Here is a 15,820-nt window from a genome sequence, read left to right as displayed (position 1 = left end):
TGAGGTGCGAGCGGAGCGAGCCTCGGAACTCAGTCATCGCTGCCCTCCTCCTGCTTGGTCTCGGTCTCGGCGCGACCGGTGTCGGCCTGCGCGACGGCCTCCTGCTTGGAGTCGGCGGTGCGGCCGCTGCCGGCGTCGGTGTCGGTGTCCGGCGCCGTCCAGCCGCGGTCGCGGGCGATGCCGAGCCCCACGAGGGAAGCAGGCCCGGCGGCCGGACCGTCGTCGGCGAGGTCGTCCGGGAACCCGGCGAGCACCCGCTCCGCCTCGCGCCAGGTCACGACGCGGGGACCGCGGGTGGAGTGGACCTCGCGACCGTCACGGAGGGCCTCGACCAGGCCGACCGCGGCGTCCGGCGTCATGTTGTCCATGAACTCCCAGTTGACCGTCATCACCGGGGCGTAGTCGCAGGCCGCGTTGCACTCGATGTGCTCCAGCGTGACCTTGCCGTCCTCGGTCGTCTCGTCGTTGCCGACGTCGAGGTGGTCCTTGAGCCGCTGGAAGATCGCGTCGCCACCCATCACCGCGCACAGCGTGTTGGTGCACACGCCGACGTGGTAGTCGCCGACCGGACGACGCTTGTACATCGTGTAGAACGTCGCGACGCCGCTGACGTCTGCGGCGGTGATACCGAGGACCTCGGCGCACGCCTCGATGCCCTCGGGGGTGATCCGGCCCTCGACCGACTGCACCAGGTGCAGCATCGGCAGCAGGCCGGAGCGGGCCTCGGGGTAGCGGGCGCCGATCGCGCGCAGCTCGTCGTACGTCTCCGGGGTCAGGGTCATCGGTCGACGCCTCCCATGACGGGGTCGATGGACGCGATCGCGACGATGACGTCGGCGACCATGCCGCCCTCGCTCATCACGCTCGTGGCCTGGAGGTTCGTGAAGGACGGGTCGCGGAAGTGCGCCCGGAACGGCCGCGTGCCACCGTCGGACACGACGTGGGCTCCGAGCTCGCCGCGCGGCGACTCGATCGGCACGTACGCCTGGCCGGCCGGGACCCGGAAGCCCTCGGTCACCAGCTTGAAGTGGTGGATCAGGGCCTCCATCGACTCACCCATGATGTGCCGGATGTGGTCGAGGCTGTTGCCCATCCCATCGCTGCCGATGGCGAGCTGGCTCGGCCATGCGATCTTCTTGTCGGCGACCATCACGGGCGCACCGTCCATCTTCGCGAGCCGGTCTGCGGCCTGCTCGATGATCTTCAGCGACTCCCACATCTCGGCGAGCCGGACCCGGAAGCGGCCGTACGAGTCGGCCGTGTCCCAGGTCTGCACGTCGAAGTCGTAGGTCTCGTAGCCGCTGTAGGGCTGCGTCTTGCGCAGGTCCCACGGGTAGCCGGTGCTGCGCAGCACCGGTCCGGTGAGGCCGAGCGCCAGGCAGCCGGCGAGGTCGAGGTGACCGACGCCCTCGAGCCGGGCCTTGAAGATCGGGTTGGCGTTGCAGAGGTCGGCGTACTCGGGAAGCCGCTTCTTCATCAGCGCGATGAAGCTGCGGATCTCGTCGAGGGCGCCCGGCGGGAGGTCCTGCGCCACGCCGCCGGGACGGATGAACGCGTGGTTCATGCGCAGCCCGGTGATCAGCTCGAAGAGGTCGAGCACCAGCTCGCGCTCGCGGAAGCCGATCGTCATCACCGTCAGCGCGCCGATCTCCATGCCGCCGGTGGCGATGCAGACGAGGTGGGAGGAGATCCGGTTGAGCTCCATGAGGAGGACCCGCATCACCTCCGCCTTCTCGGGGACCTGGTCCTCGATGTCGAGCAGCCGCTCCACGCCGAGCACGTAGGTCATCTCGTTGTAGAACGGCGAGAGGTAGTCCATCCGGGTGCAGAACGTGACGCCCTGGACCCAGGAGCGGTACTCCATGTTCTTCTCGATGCCGGTGTGCAGGTAGCCGATGCCGCACCGCGCCTCGGTCACCGTCTCGCCCTCGAGCTCGAGGATCAGGCGGAGCACGCCGTGGGTCGACGGGTGCTGCGGGCCCATGTTGACGACGACCCGCTCGTCGGCCTCCTCGGCGAGGCCGTCGACGATCGAGTCCCAGTCCTGGCCGGTGACGGTGAAGACACGACCCTCGGTCGTGTCGGTGCTGCCTGCGTAGAGATCCTGGTCGGCAGTCATGTCAGCTGTAGCTCCTGCGCTGGTCGGGCGGCGGAACCGTTCCGCCCTTGTACTCCACGGGGATGCCGCCCAGCGGGTAGTCCTTGCGCTGGGGGTGGCCCGGCCAGTCGTCGGGCATGAGGATGCGGGTGAGTGCGGGATGGCCGTCGAAGACGATCCCGAACATGTCGAAGACCTCGCGCTCGTGCCAGTCGTTCGTCGGGTACGTCGCGACGATCGACGGGATGTGCGGGTCGGCGTCCGGGGCGGTGACCTCGACGCGGATCCGGCGGTTGTGGGTCATCGAGAGCAGGTGGTAGACCGCGTGCAGCTCGGCGCCGGTGTCGGCCGGGTAGTGGACGCCGCTGACGCCCGAGCAGAGCTCGAAGCGCAGCCGCGGCTCGTCACGCAGCACCTGCGCGACGACCGGCAGGTCCTCGCGGCGGACGTGGAAGGTGATCTCGCCGCGGTGGATGACGACGCGTGGCGTCGCGACCTCCAGCCCGGCGGCGGTCGCCGCCTGCTCGAGCGCGTCCGCGACCTCGTCGAACCAGCCGCCGTACGGCCGCTGCGCCTCGCCGGGGTAGACGATCGGCTGGGTGAGCCCGCCGTACCCGCTGGTGTCGCCGGTGCCGTGGATACCGAACATGCCCTGGCGCACGCCCACGGCACGGACCTCGCCGGACTGGGCCGGCAGGTTCTCCGGTGCGTTCTCCGGCGACTGCTCGACGGCCGGCTGGTCCGGGGCCTGGTCGGGGGACTTCTCGTCGCTCATCGCAGCTGGCCCCGCATCTCGGAGGTCGGCAGCGCGCGCAGCGCGGCGGTCTCGAGCTGCTCGATCTCCTGTGCCCGGTTGGCGCCGAGCTTGGTGTGCTGGACCTGCTCGTGCAGCTTGAGGATCGCGTCGATCAGCATCTCCGGGCGCGGCGGGCAGCCCGGCAGGTACATGTCGACCGGGACGACGTGGTCGACGCCCTGGACGACGGCGTAGTTGTTGAACATGCCGCCGCTGCTCGCGCAGACACCCATCGCCAGCACCCACTTGGGGTTGGGCATCTGGTCGTAGATCTGACGCAGGACCGGGGCCATCTTCTGGCTGACCCGCCCGGCGACGATCATCAGGTCGGCCTGGCGCGGGCTGGCCCGGAAGACCTCCATGCCGAAGCGGGCGAGGTCGTACTTCGGACCACCGCTGGTCATCATCTCGATCGCGCAGCAGGCCAGGCCGAACGTGGCCGGCCAGAAGGACGCCTTGCGCATGTAGCCCGCGACGCCCTCGACGGTGGTCAGCAGGACCCCGCTCGGGAGCTTCTCCTCAATCCCCATCAGATCGTTCCTCTCTGAACCGACGGCTGAGCGTCGTCAGGCGCGTGCAGTGCCAAGGCGGAGGAGGGAAGGCGGCCTTCAGCGGAGCGAAGCGGAGCGGCCGTCGACCGACGACAACGCGGGCAATGTGCGTGCATGGCGGCGATCAGTCCCATTCGAGGCCGCCGCGTCGCCATACGTAGGCGAAGGCGACGAAGACGGTGGCGATGAAGACGACCATCTCGACCAGGCCGAAGAGCTTCAGCGCGTCGAAGCGCACGGCCCACGGGTAGAGGAAGATGATCTCGATGTCGAAGACGATGAAGAGCATCGCGGTGATGTAGTACTTCACCGGGAACCGGCCGCCGCCCACGGGCTGCGGCGTCGGCTCGATGCCGCACTCGTACGAGTCCAGCTTGGCCCGGTTGTAGCGCTTGGGGCCGACGAAGGCACTCATGATCACCGAACCCACGGCGAACAGCGCCGCGAGGAGCGTCAGCGCCAGGACCGGCGTGTAGAGCGACATGCCTCGCGTTCCTTCCTGTGTCCACTGCGGGTGTCCACTGCGCCCGGACTCGGTCCGGAAGGGGCCGATTTTGTGACTTTGTGAACTGAATCACTAAGTGGCGCGGAACACAGTTAACCACTCCCCCTCGGGACGCGCACGCGACCCCCGGCGCGGCGGCCCGATTGAGGCCCGAGGTCCCGAAAATCCCGCCTGACCTGCGGATTTAGGAAATACGAATGTGCCCTAATTCAGGCGGCGGCGTGACGCTCAGTCGGCGCTGTCCGGCTTGCTCGGCCAGTCGGAGTCGTCGTCCCCACACTCGTCGCGCAGCCAGTCGACGTAGTCCTCGTTCGACTGCTGGTTGTCGCCGACGGCATCGACGAGCTCGTCGATCGCCGCGTCGGCTCCCTCGTCGGTCGACAGGTCCGCGTCCGCGAACACGTCGCGGGTGGTCGTCCACGTCTCGTAGGCGGTGTCGGCCTGCGCGCGGGTCTCGCTGGGCACCTGGTCGCGGAGGTCGCCGGCGAGGCCGACCACCGTGTCGATGACCCCGTCGATCTCGTCCGCGGGCGGCGGCCCGTCGTACGCCCCGGCGAAGTAGTTGGTGTACCAGACGTAGTCGTTGGCGTTGGCGCACATCCCGTCGTCGTCCGAGCAGGCGTTGAGCGGCGCCACGAGGAGGAGACCGACCGCGGCCGCCGCCCAGCGCGCCCGGGCGGTGCTCAACGGACCCCGAGGTGGACGACGCCCGCTGGCCCGATGGAGGGGTGCGAGTGGTGGAAGTTGTACGGCGTCTGGGCGAGGTCACCGTCGTCGTTGACCCATCCGTAGCTGGACCGGATCACGGTTTCACCACTCTCCCTGTTCTCGAAGACGTCATAGACGGTCAGCAGCGCGCGGGTGCGCCCGTCGTCGTTCTGCTCCAGCCGGATGTCGTAGGCGTGGTGGGCATTGTCGTCGATGCCCTTCGCGGCGAGGAAGCCCTCACCCCCGGAGATCGCGAGGTCGAGGGCGCCACCGAGACGGTCGGCACGTGCCGGGTGGTAGCCCGGCTGGTCGCCCTCGAAGTCGGGCGGCAGGTCGGCCGGGAGGTCCCGCGCGTCGTGGGAGGAGATCTCGCCGCCGCCGAGCGACGGGTAGCCGCTGCTGCTCAGGTGCAGGTCGCCGGCCAGGTCGGTGCGCCGCACCAGGTCGCCCGCCGGCCCCATGTCCGCACCGGCGACCCCGCCCGCCGCGACCAGGAACTTGTCGACCGAGCTGACGTCGTCGAGCTGGTCGTAGTCCGTGTGCTGGCCGATCAGGTGCCACCCGTCGTCGGCGCCGTCGAGGTCCTGGATCCGCGGACCGTCGGGCGAGGCGTCGGCGCCGTACGGGACGCCGTCGATCATGACCTGCGGCACGACGAGCGGGTAGAGGCGACCGTCCGGGCCCTCGATGAAGCCCCCGCCGTAGTACCCACTGAGCCGGCCGTCCTCGGGCAGGTCGTCGTCGCCGCTGTAGTACGCCGGGAAGCACGCCTCGAGGCCGACCTGCCGCAACCAGTCCTCACGGTCGCCCGAGCGGAACGCGTCCATCGGGTCCCACGACGCGGGGAAGGTCACCGGCAGCAGCGAGCCACCCAGACCCTCGCCGCCGAGCCGCCTGAGCAGGTCGTAGGCGGTGTCGGCCACCTCGGGTGGGAGCAGCAGCGCATCGAGGCTCGCGGCCACCTGCTCGTCGGTCGCGGCCGCGGCCACCAGCGCGGCGTGGACGGCGTCGGCGTGCTTGGTCGCCAACGCCTGGGACGCGGCGACCTTGTCGTCGTAGGCCTGACGGTAGGACTCGACCTGCTCGGCGGTCGCGTCCGAGGAGTAGGCGTAGTCGGGCACGGACGGGCCGTGGACGGTGCCGTCGTCATCGACCGTGCAGCCGTCCGCGCTCGCGGCGGACAGGCAGTCCACCATCTGCTCACGCGCCGACGAGAGCGCGGTGGCGCCGTCCCGCAGGGCGTGCACCGCCTGGGTCAGGACGGCCGTCATCTGGTCACCGAGCTGGACCTGGTGGCCGACGGCCGCGGCGGCGGCCTCCCCTCCGTCGCCCTGCCAGTCGGCCACCAGGTCGGAGCGGGTCGACACCAGCGTGTCCACCCCCGCGCCGACCTGCCTCTCGGCGGTGCGTACGGCGTCCGCGGCGGACGCCAGTCCCGTGGGCTCCCAGGCGGCGACGGCGGCCGGGGTCAGCGCCTCACCCACCGGCCGTCACCTGCATGATCTCGGCGACGACGTGCTCCTCGGCGTCCCGATAGGCACCGGCCGCCTCGACGGTGCTGCCGGCGAGGGCGTTGATGCCGACGGCGTACGCCGAGGTCCCGGTCGAGAGCCGGATCGCCAGCGAGCTCACGGACGCGGCGGTCTGCGTGCCGGAGATCCCGGCGGCGGCCGAGGCGACGGCGTCGGCGGTGTCGATCTCGACCAGGCTGGTCGCCACCGTGACGAAGCGGCCCGAGGCGCTGGCCAGCGCCTCTCCCTGTACGACGATGTCTGCTGCCATCCCGCGCCCCCGAAACGCTCCCCCGAGCAATGGTCCTGTCGCTCGCGTGATGCCCGTCGGAGCCGCGGTCGAAACCGCGACCGACGTCAGCGGGTGGCGCGGTGCAGGGCGACGATGCCGCCCGAGAGGTCACGCCACTTCGGCGCGTCCCAGCCGGCGCTCGCGATCAGGGCGGCCAGGCCGCGCTGGTCGGGCCAGGCCCGGATCGACTCGGCGAGGTAGACGTAGGCGTCCGGCGCCGAGGAGACCGCGCGCGCGATCGGGGGCAGCGCCTTCATGAGGTACTCGAGGTAGACGGTGCGCCACGGCGCCCAGGTCGGGTGGCTGAACTCGCAGACGACCAGGCGGCCACCGGGGCGGGTGACCCGGCGCATCTCGCGCAGCCCGGCCTCCGGGTCGACGATGTTGCGCAGCCCGAAGGAGATCGTGACGGCGTCGAACGTCCCGTCGGCGAAGGGCAGCTGGGTGCCGTCGCCGGCCGTGAACGGCAGGTGCGGCTTCGCCGCCTTCCCCACCTGGAGCATCCCGAGGGAGAAGTCGCACGGCACGACGGTGGCGCCCCGGTCGGCGAACGGCTGGCTCGACGTACCGGTGCCGGCGGCCAGGTCGAGCACCCGCTCACCCGGCTGCGGGTCGACGGCCGCGATCACCTCGCGGCGCCAGCGGCGGTCCTGGCCCATCGACAGCACGTCGTTGGTGACGTCGTAGCGGCGGGCGACGGCGTCGAACATCCGACGTACGTCGGTCGGCTGCTTGTCGAGCTCTGCGCGGGGCACGCGCTGAGGATACGGGGGTCACAAGTTGGTCACGACGGCGGCGCCGCGCCGATCGCATGCAACCGGACGGCGTGCCCGGGCGTCACCCTCGTGTCCGACTCACCACTTCCCCGGGAGAGCTCATGCTGTTCCTGCGTCGCCTGCTGCTCGTCGTCCTCACGGCGGGCCTGTTGAGCGCCGGTGCGTTCGTCGCGGGCCACGCCCTCGACGACAGCCCGGCGGCCCACCCCTCCGCCACCGGCACGCCCGGCGCGCCGGAGCCCGAGCCCGCCACGGGCTCGCCCGCCCCGGTCGACACCCCGACGCCGACCGTCACCCCCTCGGTCGAGCCGCCCGCCCCGACACCGACCGCGCCCACCAGGCCGAAGCCCGCGGAGCTCATCGCAGGCCCGCGGCTGCTCGGCCCGGGCGACGACGGGTCGCAGGTGCGCGACCTCCAGGCCCGGCTCAAGCAGATCGCGTGGTTCAACGCCGACGTCACCGGCACGTACGGCGACGTCACCCGCGAGGCCGTGCGCGGCTTCCAGGCCAAGCGGGGGATCCCGGTGACCGGCGAGGTCGACCAGCGCACCCTCGACCGGCTCGCGGCCATGACGGTGGCGCCGACCACCGCCGAGCTCCACAACCGCGGCAACACTCCCGGTGCGCTCGACCCGCGGTGCCGCGTCGGGCGGGTGCTCTGCGTCGACAAGACCAGCTCCACGCTGCGGTTCGTGGTCGACGGCCACGTCGTGCAGACCCTGGACGCCCGGTTCGGCGCCACCAGCACGCCGACCCGCGAGGGCGTCTTCCACGTCTACATGAAGAGCGCCGACCACGTCTCCCGGCTCTACGGCTCGTCCATGCCGTTCGCGATGTTCTTCTCGGGCGGGCAGGCCGTGCACTACTCCTCGGACTTCGCCGCCCGCGGGTACGCCGGGGCGTCGCACGGCTGCGTCAACATCCGTGACTACGACGGGGTCGCGCACCTCTTCGACCAGGTGCGGGTCGGCGACACCGTCGTCGTCTACTGGTCCTGACCGGCCCCCCATTCGAGCCCGCGGACGTCGGGGCGCGCGTACGGTCGCGGCATGGTGGGGGAACACCGCGCGGTCACGGGCGCGCTCGAAGGAGTCCGTGACGCCGCGGTCGCCGCTGTCGCGCGCCGGGGTGAGCACTGGCCCCTGCACGCCCAGGCCGAGGAGGCCTGCGGTGCGGCGTTCGCGGGCCTGCTCCACGACACGACCCGGGACGCGTTCCAGGAGGCGCTCGGCGAGATCGCCGTACGCTTCCGCCTCACCGAGCTCGACGCCCTCCTGCTGAGCGTGGCCGCCGCCGCCGAGATCGACCCGGCCGCCCACCTGCTCCTCGGACTGCTCTCGGGCGACGGTGGCCCCGGCCGGCCGACCGTGGCGCTCGCCCTCGAGCTGGCGGGCGTCTCGACCGCCGACCCCGGCGGCCGGTCCCGTCTCTCCGAGCTCGCTCCACTGGTGCGCCACGGGCTGCTCCAGGTGGTCGGGGCCGACGTGCTCCCGTCCCGCCGCCTGGTGCTGCCCGACCGGGTCGCGGCGCACCTGACCCACGCCGGCGGCCCTCCGGCCGCGACCCTGGTCCCCTACCTGCTCGACGCCGTGCCCGTCGAGGTCGCCGGCGCCGCCGCGGTCGCCGACGCCCTCGAGCACGGCGAGCAGCTCGTGTGGGTGCACTCGGTCGCCGGTGCCGCCGGTGTGGGTCTCGCCTCCGCCGCCTGCGAACGGCTGGACGTCGACTACCTCGTCGTGGACCTGGCCCGCGTCCCGCGCCCGGTCCACGTCTCGGCCACCGGCGATCCCGTCGCGGACCTCCGGGTGCCCGACCAGCTGCTGCGCGACATCGTGCTCGAGGCCGGGCTGCGCGGCGCCGTCACGGTCGTCGCCGCCGCCGAGCGCGCCGCCACCTCGGTCCGGCTGCTGCTGGACGCACCGGTGCCCGTCGTCGCGGTGAGCGCGGCGCCCTGGGACCCGGCCTGGGCGCACGAGCTCCCGCTCGCGGTCACCGCTCCCCGGCTGACGATCGCCGACCGCGAGCGCCTGTGGGCGCCGCTGCTGGCCCCGGACGCCGTGCCGCGGGAGGTCACCGCCCTCCGGATGACGCCCGAGGACATCGCCCGGGTCGGCCGGCACGCCGTACGCCAGGCAGCGATCGGCGGCCAGCCCATGACGGTCGCGCAGGTACGCCGCTCCACCCGTCGCCTCGGCCAGCGTCAGCACCCCGACGCGGGCGACGGCGGCGCCCTGACGCTCGACGACCTGATCCTGCCCGAGCACGCGGGGTCGGAGGTCCGCAGGATGCTCGACTGGGCGCGCTACCGCGACGAGCTGCTCGCCCAGGCCCCGCTGCAGGGCAAGGGCGGCAAGGGCACCGGCATCTGCGCGCTCTTCGCCGGCGGTCCGGGCACCGGCAAGACCCTGGCCGCACACGTGGTCGCCGACGAGCTCGGCCTCGACCTGATGCAGGTCGACCTGCCGAGCGTGGTCTCGAAGTACATCGGCGAGACCGAGAAGAACCTCGAGCGCGTCTTCCAGGAGGCGGAGTCGCTCAACGCCCTGCTGTTCTTCGACGAGGCGGACTCCCTCTTCGGCTCGCGCTCGGAGGTGAAGGACGCCCGCGACCGCTACGCCAACCAGGAGGTGTCCTACCTCCTCCAGCGGATGGAACACTTCGACGGGATCACCGTGCTGGCCACCAACCTCCGGGGCAACGTCGATCCGGCGTTCGCTCGCCGCCTGCACTTCATCGTCACCTTCCCGGACCCGGACGAGGCGACCCGCAAGGAGCTGTGGTCCCACCACCTCGCCCAGCTGCCCAGCACCGACCCCGCCGACCCGCTCGACCCGACCGCCCTGGCCACGCTCGACCTCGCGGGCGGTGGGATCCGCAACGTGGTCCTGTCGGCGGCGTACGCCGCGATCGCCGAGGGCGAGCCGGTCGGGATGCGTCACCTGGGCGCCGCCGCCGCGCGGGAGTATACCAAGACGGGCCGGCGGGTGCCGTCGGCCGACTTCCTGATCTCGGACGACCCCGGAGACGTCGATGGGCACTGAGCTGAGCCGGATGCCGGTGCAGGTGGAGGCCGAGGCAGAGCAGGTCGAGCAGGCCGAGGTCCCCGCACCGCTGCCCTCGTGGCCGACGCCCGTGGCCCAGCCGGCGGTGCCGTCGGTGCCGTCGGTGTCGGCGATGTCGGTGATGAGCGTCGGCGCCGCCGACGACCCCGCCGAGGCCGCTGCGGACCGGATGGCGGACCGCGCCCTGGCCCGCCTGGGCACCGAGCCCCGGCCGCACGACCACGGCACGCCGACACCCGGCCTCGTGCAGCGCTCCGTCGTCCCCGGTGGCGGCGCCGAGGGTGGTGCGCTCGACGCGGACACCACTGCCCGGATCTCCGGACGCACCGGCGGTGGCCGACCGCTCGACGAGCCGGTGCGCCGGCGCATGGAGGACGCGTTCGGCCAGAGCTTCTCGTCCGTGCGGCTGCACGACGACCAGGGCGCCGCCGACCTGAGCAGCTCGATCTCGGCGCAGGCGTTCACGACCGGCAAGGACGTCTTCCTCGGCTCCGGCGTCGACACCGCGACCCCCGGCGGCGAGCGGGTGCTCGCCCACGAGCTCGCGCACGTCGTGCAGAACGGCGGAGGTCGCGCGCCGATCCACCGCCTCTTCGGGTTCGGCAAGAAGAAGACCGAGGCACCGAAGCCACCGCAGGGAGGCGCTCCCGATCTCGCCCAGGAGGTGGCGCGGGAGGAGCCGAAGCCGGAGGCGCCCAAGCCGGTGGCCAAGAGGGCAGCGGTCGCCAAGGGCGAGGAGGGCCTCAACTCCGATGCCCGCAAGGCCTTCACGGCGGCGAAGAGGTACGACGAGACCTACGCCCTGCCCGAGGCGCAGACCGCCGCGTGGGTGCCGCAGAAGCACCAGAAGGAGATCGTCGACATCTCCTCGTGGAGCAAGCGCGCCGGGGGCGACGAGGACAAGCGCAACCTCAAGGACCTGCTCCGCGCCTACATCCTCAAGCAGTACGTCAACATCGTCCGCCAGAAGATCAAGGAGCCCCAGCTCACCGATGCCGGCGAGCTGCGCGCCCCCGACGCCGAGGAGAAGAAGTCCCTCGAGTCGAAGTACTACCCGAAGACGCTCCAGAACCGGGACAAGTGGAAGGGCCTGATCGACAAGGGCCCGTACGCGCCGGAGACCCAGACCTGGCTGCGGGACGCCGGCTTCGCGGCAGCCATCACGATGACGCCCGAGGACAAGGCCAGCGAGGGCGGCGGGCCCAAGCTCGACGTACGCTCCACGTTCATCGGCAGCGAGATCCTCGGCGCTCCCCGACGGATGCACCTCTTCCTCGTCTACACCTCCTCGGAGGGTGAGCAGACCTACTTCCGCGGCGGTCCCAGCGGTGGCTTCACCGTCTGCAACATCGGGTCCTACGCACCCGGCACCGTCGACTGGGACCCCTCGGCCCCGTCGGTCACGGTCGCCACCGGAGACAAGGCGGTCAAGTCGGTCGACAAGATGTACCGCGTCGGCGACGTCATCAACGCCATGCAGGTGCCGTACGTCGGCAAGACCTGGGAGGCCAACAAGGGTGGGCTCGGCGGTCTCGAGGCACTCCTGACCGGCGAGAACTGCAACGCCACCGTCTGGACGCTGCTCGACAAGGCGGGCGTCGACAAGAAGAAGCCGAGCGGGGTGCATCCGGGCTGGGGGCACAAGCTCGGCGCGATCCTGAGCCCCGAGAAGGCGCCCCGCCTCGACGTCCGCGAGAACATCGGGATGGGCGTGCCGGGCAAGCTCGCGGGCGACGCCGCCAAGATCGTGCAGATCTACGGCGACCGGGGCAAGGCGGAGAAGCTCCTGACGATGCCCGACGAGACCGACATCGCCGTCGTGAACCGCTACGGCCGGGTCGTCCAGATCCGCTTCGGACCCGAGAACACGCTGGGCTACATCAACCAGGACGACCTGTACGTCGAGCCGGCGGCCCGCCAGATCTGGGTCGACGGCCTGCCCGGCGAGACCGTGCCGATCACCGACAAGACCGGCAAGACCCTCGGCTACGCGGAGGGCGGTCGGCAGGTCCTGATCCTCGACCCCTCCTGGCTGCCCGGCGACGAGGGCAACTACAAGATCCGGTACGTCGACCCGATCGATGGCACCATCAACGGCTTCATGCGGGGCATGTACCTGGTCCCCACGGACCCGCAGGTCGCCCCGGTGGACGACGACGATGACGACGATGACGACGACGTCGTCGAGGGCCCGGGAGACGGGCCCGGCGGTGGCGGGCCCGGTGGCGGTGCGGTCGTCGACGACTTCGACCCGGCGGCCAAGCGGGAGCCGACGCACTACTTCATGACCGGCGCCAACGTCTTCATGTTCAACATGGACGGCTCCCCGCACCCGCTCAAGGCCGCGATGGCCCAGGACGGTGGACGGGAGGTCGGTGCCACCGGCGTCGCGCGGCGTCTGCCCGACGGCACGATCATGGTCGAGTTCGTCGTCGACGGCGAGCAGGCGTGGACGACGATGGCCAAGTGGGACGAGATGTTCGCCGACGAGTACCCCATCAAGGAGGGATGAGGTGCCGACGATGCGTCACCTGGACCTCGCCGACCTCGGCGACGCCGGCGAGGTCGTCCTGACCGACCACATGAACGCCGAGTACGACCGGGTCACCGACCGGGACGCGATCGCCCGCCTCGGTGCCTGGCTCGCCGAGCGCGAGGACGGCTGGTACGTGCCGCGCGAGGGCGTCGAGATCGTCAGCGCCCAGCTCACGTTCTACGACGCGGGCCGGATCCTGGGCTCCGTCGGACTCGGGCGGGAGTTCCTCGTCGCGCAGCGGCAGGGTGGATTCGGCCAGCGCGAGGCGGCGCCAGACGACCGGGCCGAGGCGCTCGCGATCCTCGGGGTCGACGACCCCGACGGGTGACCTCAGTCCTGGTCGTAGGTCTTCAGGAGCTCGTCGGCGACGCCGACCAGGTCGTCGGCCGCCACGGCGGACGAGCCGATCTGGACGGTCACCTCGCCCTCCGAGACCTGGCACTGGCTGAACGCGACGGGCGCCGCCTGTCCGGCGGCCTGGGCCTGGCCGTAGGTGAGGATGCAGGCGCCGTCGCCGACCTTGGTCATCTCGGTGCCGGCCTGGCCCCCGGTGTTCGCCGGGTCGGGGATGCTGTTGGGCGCGAACGCGCCACCTTCGGACTGGAACACCTGCACGAAGACGGCCTCGGTGCCGTCGGCGACGTACGTGCGCGTCGCGGCCGAGGTGCCGAGCGCGTCCGGGAGCACCCCGTTGCCGTAGTCGGCGTTGGCCGCCTCCTGCTTCGCGATCTCGTCGGCCTGGTCGGCCAGCTGGCCGTCGGCGAACGCGGCCGGGTCGTCGGAGGCGACGTACCCACCGGGCAGGGTGTCCGGCAGCGTCAGGGACAGCTTCTCCGGCTCCGGGGCGGCCTCGTCGCCCTGCGCCTTCGGCAGCCCGATCGCGAAGGCGGCCAGCAGGCCCAGGAAGAGGACGCCGAGCAGGATCGCGACCACCGAGGGTCGGCCGGTGCTTGTGGGGGTGCTCACGCCCTCCGACGCTACTAGTGCGGCCGGCGCGGGGTTTCGCCGGGTCCGTGAGTACGCTCGGCCCGTGACGCTCACCGTCCGCACGACCCGCCTCGACCTCGCCGAGGCCACGCGGCTCCTCGACCTGGTCCCGGCCGACCGTCCGGTGACCTGGCTGCGCCGCGGCGACGGCCTGGTGGGCTGGGGCGTCGCCGCCGAGGTGCGCACCCACGGCGCCACCCGCTTCGCGGACGCCGACAAGTGGTGGCGCGAGACCACGGCACGCGCGAGCGTGACCGACGAGGTCAACGAACCGGGCACCGGACCGGTGGCCTTCGGCACCTTCACCTTCGCCGACGAGCCCGGCGAGTCCGTGCTCGTCATGCCCCGGGTGGTCGTCGGCCGCCGCGGCGACATCGCCTGGCTGACCGTCGTCGGCGACGAGGCCGACCCGGCGCTGGACCCGGCGCCGGCGGCCGCCGCGCCGGTGGGCGTGAGCTTCGCGGACGGCGCCCTCAACGGCGAGCAGTGGATGTCGGTGGTCGCCGACGCCGTCGCCCGGATCAGCCGCTCGGAGCTCGAGAAGGTCGTCCTGGCCCGCGACCTGGTCGCCACCGCCGACGAGCCGATCGACGTCCGGTGGCCGCTGGGTCGTCTCACCGAGACCTACCCGATGTGCTGGACCTTCCACGTGGACGGCATGTTCGGCGCGACTCCCGAGATGCTGGTGCGCCGGGAGCGTGGCCTCGTCACCTCCCGCGTGCTCGCCGGCACGATCCGTCGTACCGGCGACGACGAGCGCGACCTGGCGCTGGCCGCCACGCTGGCCCGGTCGTCGAAGGACCTCGAGGAGCACGAGTACGCCGTCCGCTCCGTCGCCGACGCGCTGGAGCCGCACTGCTCGTCGATGAACGTGCCCGAGGCTCCGTTCGTGCTGCACCTGCCCAACGTGATGCACCTGGCCACCGACGTCGCCGGCGTCGTGCACGACTCCGCGACCGTGTCGTCGCTGCAGCTCGCCGAGGCGCTGCACCCCTCGGCCGCCGTGGGCGGCACCCCGACCCCGGTCGCGACCGCCCTGATCGCCGAGATCGAGGGCATGGACCGCGACCGCTACGCCGGCCCGGTCGGCTGGATGGACACCTCCGGCGACGGCGAGTGGGGCATCGCGCTGCGCTCGGCCCGGGTCGACGGCTCCACCGTGCGCCTGTTCGCCGGCTGCGGGATCGTCGCCGACTCCGACCCGGAGGCCGAGCTCGCCGAGGCGCAGGCGAAGTTCGTGCCGGTGCGGGACGCGCTGACGGCTGGCTGAGGGTCGTCCCAGGGATACCCGGTTGACCGGGTCTCCCTCAACTTGTCGGGCATTGCAAAGCCCCAGAAGTTGAGGAAGTGCCCTACAAGTCCGCGCCGTCGGCCCGCCGGAGGTACTCCTGGCCGGCCTTCGGGAGGAAGAGGTTCATCTGCGTCTCGAGGATGCCGTGGGCAGCCTCGGTGTAGATCCGGTCGTGGATCGCCAGGTTGCGGGGGGCCTTCACCGCCCGTGCGAACTCGATCGCCTCGGACGCCTTCAGCCACGGGGCCGACGACGGCACCAGCAGCAGGTCGACCTCCTCGCCGGGCTCGGTGAGCGAGTCGCCGGGGTGGTAGACCTTCGCGTCGCCGGCGGTCACGACGTACCCGCTGTTGAAGATCCGCGGGATCTCCGGGTGGATGATCGCGTGCATCTCGCCGACGACGCGCACCGGCAGCCCCACGTCGAGGGTCTCCCCCGGCGTGACGACGGTGACCCGTTCGGCCACGTCGGGCGCGTCCTCGCGGATCTTCGCCGCGACGGAGTCGATCGTGAAGATCTGCGCATCGGTGGCACGCAGGTGGTCCGGGACGTAGTGGTCGAAGTGCTCGTGGGTGATCAGTACGGCGTCCGCGCCGTCGACGGCCTCGGGGTCGGTGAAGACGCCGGGGTCGAGGACGATCGTGGTGCCGTCGTGCTCGATCCGGACGCAGGCATGGCCGAACTTCGTGATCCGCATGGCCCCTACG

The 15,820-nt window shown here is 71.8% G+C and carries 16 protein-coding genes; 5 read left to right on the top strand and 11 right to left on the bottom strand.

Going from position 1 to position 15,820, the window contains the following annotated elements:
* Positions 1 to 29: 29 nt before the first annotated feature.
* The 9 genes from nuoE to ACFPYL_RS04225 all read right to left on the bottom strand — a co-directional run bounded on the left by nuoE (position 30) and on the right by ACFPYL_RS04225 (position 7,216).
* Positions 30 to 782 carry an NADH-quinone oxidoreductase subunit NuoE gene (nuoE, locus tag ACFPYL_RS04265; protein ID WP_379150687.1) on the bottom strand — a complete coding sequence of 251 codons (753 nt, stop codon included), beginning with the start codon at positions 780 to 782 and terminating at the stop codon, positions 30 to 32.
* Complete coding sequence (locus ACFPYL_RS04260) at positions 779 to 2,119, bottom strand: NADH-quinone oxidoreductase subunit D (protein WP_379150684.1); 1,341 nt, start codon at positions 2,117 to 2,119, stop codon at positions 779 to 781. Before ACFPYL_RS04260 ends, nuoE begins: the two co-directional genes overlap by 4 nt.
* A gap of 1 nt (position 2,120) precedes the next feature.
* Positions 2,121 to 2,873 carry an NADH-quinone oxidoreductase subunit C gene (locus tag ACFPYL_RS04255; protein ID WP_379150682.1) on the bottom strand — a complete coding sequence of 251 codons (753 nt, stop codon included), beginning with the start codon at positions 2,871 to 2,873 and terminating at the stop codon, positions 2,121 to 2,123.
* Positions 2,870 to 3,424: a NuoB/complex I 20 kDa subunit family protein gene (locus ACFPYL_RS04250; protein WP_379150679.1), complete on the bottom strand. Its 555-nt coding sequence runs from the start codon at positions 3,422 to 3,424 to the stop codon at positions 2,870 to 2,872. Before ACFPYL_RS04250 ends, ACFPYL_RS04255 begins: the two co-directional genes overlap by 4 nt.
* Before the next feature lie 145 nt (positions 3,425 to 3,569).
* Positions 3,570 to 3,929 (bottom strand): NADH-quinone oxidoreductase subunit A, encoded by a 360-nt coding sequence (locus ACFPYL_RS04245; RefSeq protein WP_379150677.1) that lies wholly within the window; start codon positions 3,927 to 3,929, stop codon positions 3,570 to 3,572.
* Positions 3,930 to 4,178: 249 nt separating this feature from the next.
* A complete protein-coding gene (locus ACFPYL_RS04240) occupies positions 4,179 to 4,637 on the bottom strand; it encodes a hypothetical protein (RefSeq protein WP_379150674.1) in 459 nt (152 codons plus the stop codon).
* Positions 4,634 to 6,142: a WXG100 family type VII secretion target gene (locus tag ACFPYL_RS04235; RefSeq protein WP_379150672.1), complete on the bottom strand. Its 1,509-nt coding sequence runs from the start codon at positions 6,140 to 6,142 to the stop codon at positions 4,634 to 4,636. Before ACFPYL_RS04235 ends, ACFPYL_RS04240 begins: the two co-directional genes overlap by 4 nt.
* Entirely contained in the window at positions 6,135 to 6,440 is a 306-nt protein-coding gene (locus ACFPYL_RS04230; RefSeq protein WP_379150669.1) for a hypothetical protein, read from the bottom strand. The genes ACFPYL_RS04235 and ACFPYL_RS04230 overlap by 8 nt, the downstream gene beginning before the upstream one ends.
* Before the next feature lie 86 nt (positions 6,441 to 6,526).
* Positions 6,527 to 7,216: a demethylmenaquinone methyltransferase gene (locus tag ACFPYL_RS04225; protein ID WP_379150667.1), complete on the bottom strand. Its 690-nt coding sequence runs from the start codon at positions 7,214 to 7,216 to the stop codon at positions 6,527 to 6,529.
* Positions 7,217 to 7,338: 122 nt separating this feature from the next.
* Here ACFPYL_RS04225 and ACFPYL_RS04220 point away from each other — a divergent pair, with 122 nt between their 5' ends.
* The 4 genes from ACFPYL_RS04220 to ACFPYL_RS04205 are packed head-to-tail and all read left to right on the top strand — an operon-like array spanning position 7,339 to position 13,163.
* Positions 7,339 to 8,235 carry a L,D-transpeptidase family protein gene (locus tag ACFPYL_RS04220; RefSeq protein WP_379150664.1) on the top strand — a complete coding sequence of 299 codons (897 nt, stop codon included), beginning with the start codon at positions 7,339 to 7,341 and terminating at the stop codon, positions 8,233 to 8,235.
* Between the two features lie 51 nt (positions 8,236 to 8,286).
* Complete coding sequence (locus ACFPYL_RS04215; RefSeq protein ID WP_379150661.1) at positions 8,287 to 10,278, top strand: ATP-binding protein; 1,992 nt, start codon at positions 8,287 to 8,289, stop codon at positions 10,276 to 10,278.
* On the top strand, positions 10,268 to 12,811 hold the full coding sequence (locus ACFPYL_RS04210; RefSeq protein WP_379150658.1) for an eCIS core domain-containing protein: 2,544 nt from the start codon (positions 10,268 to 10,270) through the stop codon (positions 12,809 to 12,811). The genes ACFPYL_RS04215 and ACFPYL_RS04210 overlap by 11 nt, the downstream gene beginning before the upstream one ends.
* Positions 12,812 to 12,821: 10 nt before the next feature.
* Complete coding sequence (locus tag ACFPYL_RS04205) at positions 12,822 to 13,163, top strand: hypothetical protein (RefSeq protein WP_379150655.1); 342 nt, start codon at positions 12,822 to 12,824, stop codon at positions 13,161 to 13,163.
* A gap of 2 nt (positions 13,164 to 13,165) precedes the next feature.
* Here ACFPYL_RS04205 and ACFPYL_RS04200 read toward each other — a convergent pair whose 3' ends face one another.
* Positions 13,166 to 13,801, bottom strand: coding sequence for a hypothetical protein (locus ACFPYL_RS04200; RefSeq protein ID WP_379150653.1), 636 nt, complete (start codon positions 13,799 to 13,801; stop codon positions 13,166 to 13,168).
* Between the two features lie 64 nt (positions 13,802 to 13,865).
* Between ACFPYL_RS04200 and ACFPYL_RS04195 the strand changes: the two genes are divergently transcribed.
* Positions 13,866 to 15,092 (top strand): isochorismate synthase, encoded by a 1,227-nt coding sequence (locus ACFPYL_RS04195; RefSeq protein WP_379150650.1) that lies wholly within the window; start codon positions 13,866 to 13,868, stop codon positions 15,090 to 15,092.
* 82 nt (positions 15,093 to 15,174) lie between these two features.
* On the opposite strand, the gene ACFPYL_RS04190 is transcribed toward ACFPYL_RS04195, so the two are convergent.
* On the bottom strand, positions 15,175 to 15,810 hold the full coding sequence (locus tag ACFPYL_RS04190; RefSeq protein ID WP_379150647.1) for an MBL fold metallo-hydrolase: 636 nt from the start codon (positions 15,808 to 15,810) through the stop codon (positions 15,175 to 15,177).
* Between the last annotated feature and the right edge of the window lie 10 nt (positions 15,811 to 15,820).

This window comes from Nocardioides hankookensis (genome assembly GCF_042658885.1).
GTDB classification, from domain to species: domain Bacteria; phylum Actinomycetota; class Actinomycetes; order Propionibacteriales; family Nocardioidaceae; genus Nocardioides; species Nocardioides hankookensis.
Note: the sequence above shows the minus strand (reverse complement) of the source record. Positions and strands in the feature narration are given on the sequence as shown.

Coding starts and splice junctions, on each gene's coding strand:
- nuoE (WP_379150687.1), bottom strand. CDS start 782: ATGACCCTGACCCCGGAGACGTACGACGAGCTGCGCGCGATCGGCGCC.
- ACFPYL_RS04260 (WP_379150684.1), bottom strand. CDS start 2,119: ATGACTGCCGACCAGGATCTCTACGCAGGCAGCACCGACACGACCGAG.
- ACFPYL_RS04255 (WP_379150682.1), bottom strand. CDS start 2,873: ATGAGCGACGAGAAGTCCCCCGACCAGGCCCCGGACCAGCCGGCCGTC.
- ACFPYL_RS04250 (WP_379150679.1), bottom strand. CDS start 3,424: ATGGGGATTGAGGAGAAGCTCCCGAGCGGGGTCCTGCTGACCACCGTC.
- ACFPYL_RS04245 (WP_379150677.1), bottom strand. CDS start 3,929: ATGTCGCTCTACACGCCGGTCCTGGCGCTGACGCTCCTCGCGGCGCTG.
- ACFPYL_RS04230 (WP_379150669.1), bottom strand. CDS start 6,440: ATGGCAGCAGACATCGTCGTACAGGGAGAGGCGCTGGCCAGCGCCTCG.
- ACFPYL_RS04220 (WP_379150664.1), top strand. CDS start 7,339: ATGCTGTTCCTGCGTCGCCTGCTGCTCGTCGTCCTCACGGCGGGCCTG.
- ACFPYL_RS04215 (WP_379150661.1), top strand. CDS start 8,287: ATGGTGGGGGAACACCGCGCGGTCACGGGCGCGCTCGAAGGAGTCCGT.
- ACFPYL_RS04210 (WP_379150658.1), top strand. CDS start 10,268: ATGGGCACTGAGCTGAGCCGGATGCCGGTGCAGGTGGAGGCCGAGGCA.
- ACFPYL_RS04205 (WP_379150655.1), top strand. CDS start 12,822: ATGCGTCACCTGGACCTCGCCGACCTCGGCGACGCCGGCGAGGTCGTC.
- ACFPYL_RS04190 (WP_379150647.1), bottom strand. CDS start 15,810: ATGCGGATCACGAAGTTCGGCCATGCCTGCGTCCGGATCGAGCACGAC.